This window comes from Chloroflexota bacterium, assembly GCA_035652535.1.
Taxonomy (GTDB): Bacteria; Chloroflexota; UBA6077; order UBA6077; family SHYK01; genus DASRDP01.
In genome coordinates this window covers 105,703-117,084 of sequence record DASRDP010000082.1, presented here as the reverse complement: position 1 = coordinate 117,084, position 11,382 = coordinate 105,703, and the positions used below count along the sequence as shown (strand labels likewise).

Sequence of the window (11,382 nt, the reverse complement as noted above, 5' to 3'; positions counted from 1 at the left end):
CTGGGGGTGTCCTCCGTGGGGACGCCTGTTGTCGCTTCGGGAACAACCGCCACTGGTCTGCTCTTCCAGCCCACCGTGTCCGGCCTGCCAACGACCGCCGGAACGGTCCTCGTCGATACGCTCGCCGCAGACTTCAATGGACTGGGATCGGCCGGACCGAGCCAAAGCGTGCAATGGGACACCGTCGGGGGAGGAACGGTGAACGGCGCGGGCAGCACGGCTGACGCAACCCAGACGGGCGGGACGATGAGCTGGCAAGTGGGGACGATCCTCAGCATCATCGGCTGGGCGATGGGGGCGGTTCCGCTCAGTCCCGTTTGCTGATGCGCGCTTGCATCGCGCCGATACCGGGCGAGGGTCAGCGCGTGGGAATCGATCAGCCCCGGAGGTAGCCCATCGCCTTCGCGTACTGCTGCATCGCCAAGTAGGCCGGGCGGGGGGTGAACTCAGGGTCGAGCAGACGGAAGCCGCCGAGCAGGGTGTGGAGGTCCGACGCGTCCGCGCGCTTCAGGTACCACACGTTCATCACCCCCATCCACGGCCACTGCTCGCGCGCCCGCTCGAACGCCCGCACCGTGTAGCGCGCCTGCTGGTCGGGCGTCGTCTGGCCCCACACGTACGGGCCTGGCACGTCACCGTCGGGCGCGTTCCAGCCCACCTCCGACGCCCAGATCGGTTTCGTCGCGTCGCCATTCCGGACCATCAGCTCGCGGGTGAGGATCGGGCGAGAGAAGTTGACGTCGCCAGGGCGCAGTCGGTGGTCGTCGGGCCCATTGCGCAGCCCGTACGCCTGAACGGACCCGATGTCGAAGTAGGGGCCCGCGCCGGCGTCGTACATGCGCTGGAGGAAGAGCAGGTCGTTCTCGGCGGAGGCGTCGTCCGCGATGGTGGGCGCCAGGGCGGGCGCCAGGATCACGGCGTTCGGGTCGGCCTCCTTCGCCCGCGTGTAGCCGACGCGCAACAGCGCGGTCGCCGCCACCGGGTCGACCGGCCGCATACCCCATTCGACTGACAGGTTCGGCTCATTCCAGAGCTGGTAGTACCGGACGCGGCCGCGATACCGTCCAACGACCGCGGCCACGTAGTCGCCATAGTCGTCGAGGTTGTCGGGTGGAGTCGCCACGTGGGCGTTTCCCGGCCGCGCCCACTTCGGCGTCGTGTCGAGGCGTACGATCAGCTCGAGCCCAAGCTCGTTGGCCAGCGCGACGATCTCGTCGTACTTCGCCCAGCTGTCCTCGCCGAACTGCCCCACGAACCGCCCCTTTTCGTCGGGCTCGAGGTCGGCCCACGGGAACTGCTGGCGAACCCAGTGGAAGCCCGCGTCGCGCGCCATCTCCAGGGTTCGCCGGCGTTTTTCGGGGTCGGCCTCCTGCTCCAGGAACGTGTTCACGCCGAGCGGGTTGGAGACTCGGTAGCGCAGCGGCGCCGTGTCATCCGTCGCATGGGGAGCGCGGTCCATGAGGGAGGACGTGATGGCGATGATCCAGTTCCGCGCGTCGTTCCCCTCGACGCTTCGCAGGTATCGGATGCCGAGGACGGCGCCGCTTGCGCAAAGGAGGAGAAGGCCGAGACAGACGAGAACGGGACGTGCGCGAATGCGCGGGAGGATGGAGCAAAACCTCCGGCGGCGGGCGCGTCGGTGCTGCCCACGACGATCGTCGCGCGCCAACCGGCCCGGGCGGCGGCGTCCTCGTGGCCGCTATCATGCCATAAGCACCGAGACGCCATCTCACCTTGACTTCATTCGGAAGCTCGGCGAATTGGAACGGCCGAGCCGACGCCATGGTCGCAGGAGGACACATGCGGGGCGCGTGGGGCGAGGCGCACGGCTTGAAATACGTACGAATCGACCCGGATGGTTCGTCGGCCGACGTGCCGCTCATCATCGCGATCCACGGGCGCGGGGCGGACGCCAGCGACCTGGCCGGCCTGGCGGGGGAGATCGCCCCCGAGGGGTATCGCTGGGTCCTTCCCCAGGGGCCGCGGCCCGTCGACCTGGGTTTCGGGTACACGGGATGGGCGTGGTATGAGCTGAATGAGATGCAGGCCGCCACCGTCGTGGATAGCCGTGACCGCCTCACGGCGTTCCTGGACGCGATGATGGCGGAGATCGGCGCCGAGCGGGAGCGCACCGTGATCATGGGCTTCTCCCAGGGCGCGGTGATGACGATTCACGTTGGGCTCATGGCGGAGCAGCCCTTCGGCGGCGTCGTCGCGATGAGCGGTCATCTTCCGGCGGTGGAGGCGCTGACCCCCGTCCTCTCGTCGCGGCGAGACCGGAGCATCCTCGTCGTGCACGGAACGGAAGATCAGACCCTGCCCATCGAACGCGGCAGGCGGGTGCGCGATACCCTCGTGGAGGCGGGGCTGCGCCCCGAGTACTACGAATTCCCAATGGGCCATCAGATCACAGAAGAGTCGCTCTCGGTCGTCCGGGAGTACATCTTGAGAAGAGTGCCGCCGGGCGCATCGCGCAGCCCGTCCGAGCCAGCCGGTGCCGATCGCCCGCGATGACGACCGAACCGGTCGCGCTTCCCGCCGGGGAGGCCGTCGACGGCGAGGTGGCTCGCCCGGAGCTCCACCCGCCCTGGTACGTTCGCGGCCTGGTTCGTATTCGGACATTCGAGGCGCTGCGGTTTCGCGACTACCGGCTACTGTGGCTCGGCCAGGCAGGGAACACGACCGGACAATGGATGGACCAGGTAACGCGGGGCTGGCTCATGTACGAGCTGACGGGCTCGCCGCTGCAGCTCGGCCTCGTGAGCGCTGTCCGAGCGATCCCACTCTTGCTGTTCAGCGTTCTCGCGGGCGTCGTCGCGGACCGGTATGGGCGCAAGCGTCAGCTCATCATCTCCCAGGTCACCAACGCGATCCTGAACTTCGTCCTCGCCGCCCTGGTGATCACGCGGCTCGTCGAGCCCTGGCACGTCTACGCGACGGCCCTTCTGGCGGGCGTGGTCATGGCGTTCCAGCAACCGGCCCGGCAGGCGATGGTGCCCGACCTCGTCGACCGGGGCCACCTGGCCAACGCCATCGGGCTTCAATCGCTGGCGTTCAACGCATGCCGCAGCGTGGCCCCCGGGGTCGCGGGCGCGCTCATCGCAGCCGTCGATGTCGGCGGCTCTTACGTGGTCCAGGGGCTGATCTTCTCGCTGGGAACGATCTGGACAGCGCAGATCCACGAGCCGCGGTCGTCGGCCCGGCCCATGGAGGCCACGGGAGCGGAGCGATCGTCGCTCCTTGCCGGCATCGTCGACGGGGCGCGCTACATCTGGAGCAATCGACCGGTGCGAAGCGTGATGATGATCGTGCTGATCCCGGCCGTCCTGGGCCAGCCCTTCACCAGCCTCCTCCCCATCTTCGCGCGCGACATTCTGGACGTGGGGGCGGGCGGCCAGGGCCTCCTCCTCACCTCGCTCGGGCTGGGGGCGCTCGCCGGCGCGGTCGTGATCGCCACGGCCGGCAACATGGAGCGCCAGGGCGCCTTCGTGCTGGCCGGCGCCGCGGTCTTCGGTGTGGGGATGATCGGGTTCGGCGCCTCCGCGTGGTTTGCCCTCTCACTGATCATGATGTCGGTGGTCGGGCTCTGCGACACCGCCTATGGGACCCAGGCCAACACCATCGTTCAGATCCATACGGATCCGTCGGTGCGGGGCCGCGTCATGGGCGTGTACTTCCTGAACCGTGGCCTCGTGCCCCTGGGTAGCCTCTTCGCGGGCGCGCTCGCCAGCGCGATCGGCGCGCCGCTCACCGTGGAGGTGATGGGGGCCTCCTGCGCGGCGCTGGCGCTGGGGGTCGCGGCTCTCGCGCCCGAAGTGCGCCACCTGCGCTCGGTCGCTTCGCGAGCGTCGCGCTAATAATAGATCGGGCCGCGGACGCCGCCCCCCGCCGCGATCACATCGCCGTTGATGGCCACGGACTTCGGCGACGCCAGGAACGCGATGACGTAGGCGATCTCGCGCGCTTCCACCATGCGCCCGATCAGACTGTTCTGGTGAAGCTGCCGCTCTGCCTCTTCCTCCGTGATTCCCTGCTGCTCGGCGCGCCACTTCACGACCCCCGCCGTTGCCTCGGTGCGCGTGGTGGACGGATGCACCACTGTCGTGTTGATCCCGTAGCGGCCGAGGGCGTCGGCGAGATTTTTGGTCATCGCGACGACGGACACGTTCCGGATGCTGGTGAGGAGCGACCCGGCCTGCCGGGCACCGAGGCCACTGACGCTGATGATCCGCCCCCAGCCCTGGCGCTGCATGTAGGGGGCGACCTCGCGCGCGCAGCGCAGATAGCCCATGACCTTGACGTTGATGTCCGCCCAGAACAGATCGTCGGTGATCTCGGCGAGCCCGGGCGCGGGCGCCTGGCCCCCGGGTTGCGCGGCGCAGTTCACCAGGATGTCGATGCGGCCGAAGGCGTCCGCCACCTGGCGCACCATCTCCTTGACCGACGCGTCGATACCGGTGTCGGCGACGACGGGGATGACCCGACGCCCTGTCTCGCCGCTCAGCTCCCGCGCCGCCGCCTCCAGAGGCGCCTGGGTGCGCGCCACGATCGCCACGTCCACGCCCTCCCGCGCCAGCTCCCGCGCCGTTGCCTTGCCGATGCCCCGGCTGCCGCCCGTGACGACGGCCGCTTTTCCCGCCAGCTCCAGATCCATTCCCTCTCCTACCTTGCCAAGACTCGACAAAAATTGTGATGCTGAACCGCGAAAGCCATTCCAGGACGCCCGCAGTGTAATGCCATGACCACAGAGCCATCCGCAACGCCGCATGGTGCCCGCCGGGCGCCAGGTCCGTGGGGCCACCCGCTTTTCGGAAGCACGCCCGACCTGCGGCGCGCGCCATTGCGAACCATGATCGAAGCCTGGCGGACGTATGGGGACGTGGTGCGGTTGCGCATGGGCGGGGTGTTCGTGAGTCACCTGCTGCTCCACCCGGACGCCGTGAAGCGCGTGCTCCAAGACGCCCACGCGCAGTACGGCAAGGTGCCCTGGTACAACGAGAAGCTCAAGGCAGTCATCGGCGAAGGGCTCTTCACCAGCGAGGGAAGCTTGTGGCTGCGCCAACGCCGCCTCGCGCAGCCGGCGTTCCACCGCCAGCGGCTGGCGCTCCTGGGGACGGTGATCACCGACGAAGTCGGTCGGATGCTCCGCCGATGGCAGACGTACGTCGATTTCGCTCAGCCGCTCGAAGTGCGGGCCGAGATGATGCGGCTCACCATGGCGGTCGTTGCTCGGGCGCTCCTGGGCTCAGAGGTGCGCCAGGAGGCGGACGAGATCGGCCGGGCCATCGACGTCTCCATCGACTACACATTCCGCCGCATGCAGTCGTATTTCGACCTTCCGGGCCGCCTGCCGCTCCCCTCGACCCGGCGGTTTCAGGGCGCGCTGGCCGTTCTCGACCGCATCGTCTATCGAATCATCCAGGAGCGCCGCGCGTCGGGCGAGGCGCGCGACGATCTCCTCGACATGCTCATGAGCGCGCGGGACGAGGAGACCGGCGAGGGGATGAGCGACCGACAGGTCCACGACGAGGCGATGACCATCTTCCTGGCCGGTCACGAGACGACCGCGGTAGCGCTCACCTGGACCTGGTATCTGCTGTCGCGCACCCCGCAGGTTCTCGAGCGGCTGCGCGCCGAGCTGGATCGCGTGCTGGCGGGGCGCACGCCCACGGTCGAGGATCTGCCCAGGCTGGCGTATACCGAGATGGTGATTCAGGAGGCGCTCCGCCTCTACCCGCCCGCCTGGCTCCTCTCGCGGCGGGCGATGGAGGACGACGAGATCGCCGGCTTCCACATCCCTGCGCACACCACGGTGTACCTGTGCCCCTTCATCACGCACCGCCACCCGGACTTCTGGGAGAACCCGGAGGGCGTGGACCCCGACCGATTCTCGCCCGAGCGTTCCGCCGGCCGGCCGCGCTACGCCTACTTCCCGTTCGGGGGAGGCCCGCGCCAGTGCATCGGGAACGGCTTCGCCATGATGGAGGCGCAGCTCGCGCTGGCGATGATGGCGCAGCGCTATCGGTTGGAGCTTGCGCCGGGGCAGTCGGTGCTGCTCGATCCGAAGATCACGCTTCGGCCGCGCGACGGCCTCATGATGCGCGTGCGCCCGATCGCGTGACCCATTCCCTCCCCTGCTCCTGCCAGGAGGGAGAGGACCTACGCGCGGTGGGCGATGATGGCGGCCCACTCGTCCAGCTCCGGCGCGTCCACGATCCGGACGAATCGGAAAGCGGCGCCCACCAGCGAGATTTGGGCCGGTGAGATGCCGCTGAGGCCCAGCCACCCACCGGGAGCGAGCAACCGATCGATGTCAGCCGCCATGTCGATCAGTGTGTCGCGGCCGATGTTGGCCACGACGACGTCGAACTGGCCCGTGACCTCCGCCAGGGGCGCTCGCGCCGCGGTGACCCGATCCGCGAGGCCGTTCCACTCGGCGTTGGCGTCAGTGGCCGCGACGGCTGCTGGATCGATGTCGATCCCGAAGGCGCGGTCGGCCCCGAGCCGCGCCGCGGAGATGGCCAGCACACCGCTGCCACAGCCGATGTCGAGGACCGAATCGCCGCCCCGGATTCGGTCGCAGAGCGCCTGGAGGAGCAAGCGGGTCGTCGGATGGCCCCCGGCGCCGAATGCCGCGCCAGGGTCGATCTCTACGAGCGAGCCGTCGCCGCGGGGGTGCTCCGACCAGGGAAGGGCGACCGTGAGCCGTCCGCCGTCGACGTCGACCGGCGCGGTCCGGTTGCGCCACGCGACGATCCAGCCGCTGTCATCCGCCGGGCGCTGGGCGGCCGACCAGCCGCGCGTGCGCAGATCCGCGACCGCGTGCCGTGCTGAGTCGTCGTCGGCGAAGCGTCCGTAGACCAGCGCATGGGTGGGACGGACGACGCGGCGCGGGAGGAGGATCGCGCTCAGGTCCCGCAGGGCCGCCTCCACGGCGGTCGCATCCGCATTGCGAACGGCGACGACGGCGAGGTTGCCCACGCTCATCGGCGGCCGATGGGCGCCACGGGGCGCGCAGATCGCAGCTCGATTCGGCCGCCCAGCGCATCGACTGACGGCGTCCGTTTCGGCCCGGCCGACGGTATATGATGAGGCAGCACGCGCGGAGGGAGGCAGCTATGTGCGCGGTCACGGCCATCGGCAGCGAGGAGATCATCATCTCGGCGGATTCTCATGTGTCGGAGGACCCGGACCTGTGGGTCGATGGGCTGCCCGCGGCCTTCCGGGAGCAGGCGCCGAAGTTCCCGCCACGCCAGCTGGGCGAGGGGTTCCAGGCGCACCCGGGCGGGTGGGACCCCGCCGAGCGCGTGACTGAGATGTCGACCGACGGCGTGAGCGCCGAGGTGCTCTACCCCACGCTGGGGCTGAGCCTTTTCGGGCTGGACGATGCGCGGCTGCAGGAAGCGTGCTTTCGGGTCTACAACGACTGGCTGATGGACTACTGTCAGGCGGCGCCGGAACGGCTGGTGGGCGTGAGCTGTATCGCCATTTACGACGTCGACCACGCCGTGAAGGAGCTGGAGCGCACCCGCAAGGGCGGGATGCGGGGAGCCATCATCTGGCAGGCGCCGCATCCTGATCTGCCGCTGCACTCGAGCCACTACGACCCCTTCTGGGCCGCCGCCCAGGAGTTGGAGATGCCCGTTAGCCTACACATCCTCACCGGGCACAACTACTCCAAGGGAGGGGTCGGCCGACGATCCGGGCCCGAGCATTATCGGGGAAGCGTGAACCTGAAGACGCTCGACGCGGCGAACGCGCTCTTCGACCTGATCTTCTTCGGGATTCTGGAGCGCTACCCGCGCCTCAAGATCGTCGTGGTGGAGAACGAGATCGGGTGGATCCCGTTCTACCTCCAGCAGTGGGACTATTATTACCGCCGCTTCCGCGAGGCGAACCCGCTTCCCATCACCATGGAGCCGAGCGCGTACTTCAACCGGCAGATCTACGCGACGTTCTTCAACGACGCCGTGGGCGGGCACAACCTGGAGTGGTGGGGAACGGAGAACTGCATGTGGTCCAACGACTACCCGCACCCCAACTCGACGTGGCCCAACTCGCGCCGAGTGATCGAAAGGGACCTGGGCGGGCTGCCGAGCGACGCGCGGGCTCGCCTGGTGCGGGAGAACGCCGCGCGGCTCTACGGCCTCCAGATCGCCGCGGCCGTGTAGCGCACATCTCGGTCAACTTGAGGCCGGGGCCCGAAGCATCTCCACCGACCGAGATGCTTCCCTGCGGTCAGCACGACAGTGGGCGGCGGGTCCGTCGACGGGCGTGGCCGCCTATTCGCCGAAGAACCTTCCCGGGATCGGGACCCCAACGATGTGCTTGTTGGCCTCGGACTCGCCGGGTAGCGGATCGCCCTTCGGATCAATCCGGCTATCGCCTTTGTGGCCCGGCACGTTGGCGCCGCAGCGGAGGAGCACCAGGTTGCAGTCGCCCGTGCTCTTGAACCAGTAGTACGCGCCGCGGGGCAGCGTAATCCCCTGGTACTTGCTGACCACAGTCGCCGTCTCGTTCTCGTCATAAAACGTGGCCTCGCCCTCGAGGACGATAAAGGCGTGATCCTCAGCGAGGTGCGTGTGCGGCGCGTTCTCCCCACCCTCGGAGTACACCTTGATGGCGATGGACATGAGGTCGGTTCGAGAGACGAAGGTGGTGGTTCGCCCCGCGGAGAGGAGGGGCGTCTTGAGGGAGAAGACTTCCGCCTTGGGTCGGGCTGACACTGCCATGGCTGCTCCTTTCGCGCACGCGCTCATGCGGCCCGTTCTGCCGCGAGTATAGGGGTCGGGCGGGAAGCAGTCAACGAAACGCGCGCCATCACCGCCGCGGCTGCGACAGCCCGCGCACTCGATTGCGAGTCAAGCTCGCGACGGGTGCGTGGAATAGACAATGCCAACGGAGCGGCTCAAAGTTTGACACGGCAAGCGCTGGGCGAGTGTCATTCGCCACGTTAGCGCGGGATATTCTCGGCGACGGTAAAATGACACCTCAACATCTGCGGAAGCAACCCGGCAAGATCGAAGTGTTCCTGGGAGTCAGAGAAGCTCTAAGCCCATTTGGAGAAGGTATGGGCTTCAGCGAGGCCCGCTCAGTGATCACCGCCCCGTTTCGCCTCCGTGATGGCAGGCAGCTTGCGGTCGACACGGTGGGGTTTCCCGCGAGCTTCGCGACTCCGTCCAGCCAGTGACGAACGCGGAGGTCGAGGCCATTCTAAAAGCGGACAAAGTGATCACCAGCACGCTTCGCTGGAGTTCGCGCTCCAGCGCGAAGGGTCGCCTTTACCTAGAGGCACGTGTGTTGGCCCCCGACACGTCCGAACTGCTCGACTTCAAAGGCGTCCGCGGCAAGACGAACTACAGCTACGCGCTCCTGTGGCGGGGTGTGCCGATTCGCAAAGCCACGCTCCATTTTCAGCATACGAACCCCGATGGGCAGCACATCGGAGAGCCCCACAAACACCGGTGGGACGAGAACGACGAGGACGGCTGGGCATACGTGCCGGACGACATGCACTGGGACAACCCGGATCAAGCGCTGCTTGATTTCCTCGCCGAGTGCAAAATCCGCTATACAGGTACGTATCAGTTCCAGTTGATGCCAAGGAGTCCATGAGCGCCTGCACCAATGCGGTTGATGAGTTCATATCCAGGCTGCGCGGGAGCTTTCGGAGCGAGCAGTTTGGTGAATACTGTGTCATCATCTGCCCGTTTTCCCGCCCGGACGGTGAGGCAATCGAGATCACCGTGGCCCAAGACCCAGACGGGCGGCTGCGGATATCAGATGCCGGAGAGTCCATCGACTACCTCTTCGCTAATGGGCTGGAAATCTTCAAGAATCCGAACCACCTCCGTCAGGTGCATCGGATTGCGCGTCGCTTTGCAGTGGGCTTCGAGGATGGCGAGCTTGTGGCAATCGTGGCCGCGAATCAGGCTGGAGAGGCACTTGAGCACGTAATTTCGGCTGCTCATGAGGCCTCATGCCTTGTCTTTCGTCGTGCCGAGCGCGCAGTCACGAACTTTTCCGACGAGGTAGAGAAGCTCCTGATCGCCGGTTCTCTCCAGTATGACCGCGGGTATTCGATTGCTGGGGCGACCAAGGACCACCAGGTAGCTTTTCATCTCAACAGTAGAGGCAATCGCCTCGTTGATCCTGTATCGGCAAGCAGCAAGAGCTCAGCGCAGGCAAAGGCCGAGCGCCTGGTATTCAAATGGGGTGATATCAAGCGCGTCCATCCCGAGGCGCAAGGCATCGCGGTGCTTGACGATCGCGGTGAACGCGCGAGCGCCGTCTGGGAAGGAATTCCCGCCCACGTCTTGCAAAACTACGCGGATGCAGTGATCGCGTGGTCGGAGCGCCAGCGACTACTCGACTTCTTGACACACGACCAGCCAGGATTGCCGTCCCGAGGCGAGACCCCAAGAGGCCACGACTCGCATTGATCCCGCGCTTCTCTGCGGATGCGGATCGTAACGTTGACGAGGAGACGGCGGGCCCGTTCCCGTTTCCGACCGTCAGTTCACCACCGGCCGCGGGGCGCCGGGCGGGAGCGGCTCCGGCAGCGGCGCAGGGGAACCGGGTGCATTCTGAACGCGCAGCCACCACCAGAGCTTCGCGAGGCTGATCGCGACGGCGATCAGGCGCCGCACGTGGAAGAACTGTGAGACGCCGTACGCCCGATGGAAGTGATCAACGGGCACCTCCACCGTGCGGAAGCCGGCCATCTGCACCTTCGTCATCAGCTCGAGGGCGATGGCGCCCGTGTTCTGAGTCAGGAGCACGCGGTCGAACACGTGGCGCTTGATGAGCCGAAAGTCGCAGTCCACGTCGTGCACCTTGAATTGGAACACGAACGCCATCGAATGGTGGTACGCCCAGCTAATGAGCCGCCGGTGGAGCGGGTCCCGCCGGGTGATCTTGTTCCCCATGACCACGTCGACCTGCCGCCCGGCCCCTTCCTCGCGGAGGAGCGCTTCCCACAAAGCGCGCAGCTCGCGAACGTCGTACTGGCCGTCTCCGTCCGTGTAGAAGATCAGGTCGCCGCGACACGACGCGAAGCCGGCGCGGAGTGCGCCGCCGTAGTCCAGCGCCTGGCTGAATCGGATCGTGCGCACCCGGCCGCGATGTTGCGGGTCGACACCGTTCTCGCCGTAGAGCCGCTCCAGCTCGTCCAGCACGTCCCAGGCATAGTCGGTGCTGCCGTTCTCGATGACGACGACCTCGTAGTCATCGGTCAGCTCGGGCATGACGGTGAGGGCTTCCATGACCATCGAGGCGATGGTCCCCGCGTCGTTGAAACACGGAAAGAATGCCGAGAGGCTTCGGTGGCACGGGGCGGCGGGCACGGGGTCCATGCTCATCTCCAGGAGCGGGCTGCGCCAG

At 67.2% G+C, this 11,382-nt stretch carries 12 protein-coding genes; 7 read left to right on the top strand and 5 right to left on the bottom strand.

The genetic code is table 11. The features are described from left to right. Positions 1-324 (top strand): hypothetical protein (locus VFC51_09300; protein HZT07213.1); only part of this gene is annotated, 324 nt, incomplete at its 5' end. A gap of 52 nt (positions 325-376) precedes the next feature. On the opposite strand, the gene VFC51_09295 is transcribed toward VFC51_09300, so the two are convergent. Then, positions 377-1,669: a cellulase family glycosylhydrolase gene (locus VFC51_09295; GenBank protein ID HZT07212.1), complete on the bottom strand. Its 1,293-nt coding sequence runs from the start codon at positions 1,667-1,669 to the stop codon at positions 377-379. A 131-nt stretch (positions 1,670-1,800) separates the two neighbouring features. Here VFC51_09295 and VFC51_09290 point away from each other — a divergent pair, with 131 nt between their 5' ends. Both VFC51_09290 and VFC51_09285 read left to right on the top strand, forming a co-directional pair. Next, a complete protein-coding gene (locus VFC51_09290) occupies positions 1,801-2,514 on the top strand; it encodes a hypothetical protein (protein HZT07211.1) in 714 nt (237 codons plus the stop codon). Further along, the gene (locus VFC51_09285) at positions 2,511-3,857 is read left to right on the top strand and encodes an MFS transporter (GenBank protein HZT07210.1); all 1,347 of its coding nucleotides are present in this window, start codon (positions 2,511-2,513) and stop codon (positions 3,855-3,857) included. Before VFC51_09290 ends, VFC51_09285 begins: the two co-directional genes overlap by 4 nt. On the opposite strand, the gene VFC51_09280 is transcribed toward VFC51_09285, so the two are convergent. Next, a complete protein-coding gene (locus VFC51_09280; protein HZT07209.1) occupies positions 3,854-4,654 on the bottom strand; it encodes an SDR family oxidoreductase in 801 nt (266 codons plus the stop codon). The two genes, VFC51_09285 and VFC51_09280, sit on opposite strands and share 4 nt — an antisense overlap. A gap of 84 nt (positions 4,655-4,738) precedes the next feature. On the opposite strand from VFC51_09280, the gene VFC51_09275 reads away from it, so the two are divergent. Next, the gene (locus VFC51_09275) at positions 4,739-6,121 is read left to right on the top strand and encodes a cytochrome P450 (protein ID HZT07208.1); all 1,383 of its coding nucleotides are present in this window, start codon (positions 4,739-4,741) and stop codon (positions 6,119-6,121) included. Between the two features lie 38 nt (positions 6,122-6,159). On the opposite strand, the gene VFC51_09270 is transcribed toward VFC51_09275, so the two are convergent. Beyond that, complete coding sequence (locus tag VFC51_09270) at positions 6,160-6,987, bottom strand: 50S ribosomal protein L11 methyltransferase (GenBank protein ID HZT07207.1); 828 nt, start codon at positions 6,985-6,987, stop codon at positions 6,160-6,162. Positions 6,988-7,118: 131 nt separating this feature from the next. On the opposite strand from VFC51_09270, the gene VFC51_09265 reads away from it, so the two are divergent. Continuing rightward, a complete protein-coding gene (locus VFC51_09265; protein HZT07206.1) occupies positions 7,119-8,171 on the top strand; it encodes an amidohydrolase family protein in 1,053 nt (350 codons plus the stop codon). 111 nt (positions 8,172-8,282) lie between these two features. Here the strand turns inward: VFC51_09265 and VFC51_09260 are convergent, their stop codons facing one another. Then, entirely contained in the window at positions 8,283-8,732 is a 450-nt protein-coding gene (locus VFC51_09260) for a cupin domain-containing protein (protein HZT07205.1), read from the bottom strand. A 565-nt stretch (positions 8,733-9,297) separates the two neighbouring features. Here VFC51_09260 and VFC51_09255 point away from each other — a divergent pair. Continuing rightward, the gene (locus VFC51_09255; GenBank protein HZT07204.1) at positions 9,298-9,615 is read left to right on the top strand and encodes a hypothetical protein; all 318 of its coding nucleotides are present in this window, start codon (positions 9,298-9,300) and stop codon (positions 9,613-9,615) included. Continuing rightward, on the top strand, positions 9,612-10,442 hold the full coding sequence (locus VFC51_09250; protein ID HZT07203.1) for a DUF1828 domain-containing protein: 831 nt from the start codon (positions 9,612-9,614) through the stop codon (positions 10,440-10,442). Before VFC51_09255 ends, VFC51_09250 begins: the two co-directional genes overlap by 4 nt. Positions 10,443-10,514: 72 nt before the next feature. On the opposite strand, the gene VFC51_09245 is transcribed toward VFC51_09250, so the two are convergent. Continuing rightward, positions 10,515-11,354, bottom strand: a complete 840-nt coding sequence (locus VFC51_09245; protein ID HZT07202.1) for a glycosyltransferase family 2 protein — start codon at positions 11,352-11,354, stop codon at positions 10,515-10,517. Positions 11,355-11,382: the final 28 nt, after the last annotated feature.

Excerpts from the sequence above, each read along its gene's own strand:
- VFC51_09290 (HZT07211.1), top strand. The coding sequence starts at position 1,801 with ATGCGGGGCGCGTGGGGCGAGGCGCACGGCTTGAAATACGTACGAATC.
- VFC51_09285 (HZT07210.1), top strand. The coding sequence starts at position 2,511 with ATGACGACCGAACCGGTCGCGCTTCCCGCCGGGGAGGCCGTCGACGGC.
- VFC51_09280 (HZT07209.1), bottom strand. The coding sequence starts at position 4,654 with ATGGATCTGGAGCTGGCGGGAAAAGCGGCCGTCGTCACGGGCGGCAGC.
- VFC51_09275 (HZT07208.1), top strand. The coding sequence starts at position 4,739 with ATGACCACAGAGCCATCCGCAACGCCGCATGGTGCCCGCCGGGCGCCA.
- VFC51_09270 (HZT07207.1), bottom strand. The coding sequence starts at position 6,987 with ATGAGCGTGGGCAACCTCGCCGTCGTCGCCGTTCGCAATGCGGATGCG.
- VFC51_09265 (HZT07206.1), top strand. The coding sequence starts at position 7,119 with ATGTGCGCGGTCACGGCCATCGGCAGCGAGGAGATCATCATCTCGGCG.
- VFC51_09260 (HZT07205.1), bottom strand. The coding sequence starts at position 8,732 with ATGGCAGTGTCAGCCCGACCCAAGGCGGAAGTCTTCTCCCTCAAGACG.
- VFC51_09250 (HZT07203.1), top strand. The coding sequence starts at position 9,612 with ATGAGCGCCTGCACCAATGCGGTTGATGAGTTCATATCCAGGCTGCGC.
- VFC51_09245 (HZT07202.1), bottom strand. The coding sequence starts at position 11,354 with ATGGACCCCGTGCCCGCCGCCCCGTGCCACCGAAGCCTCTCGGCATTC.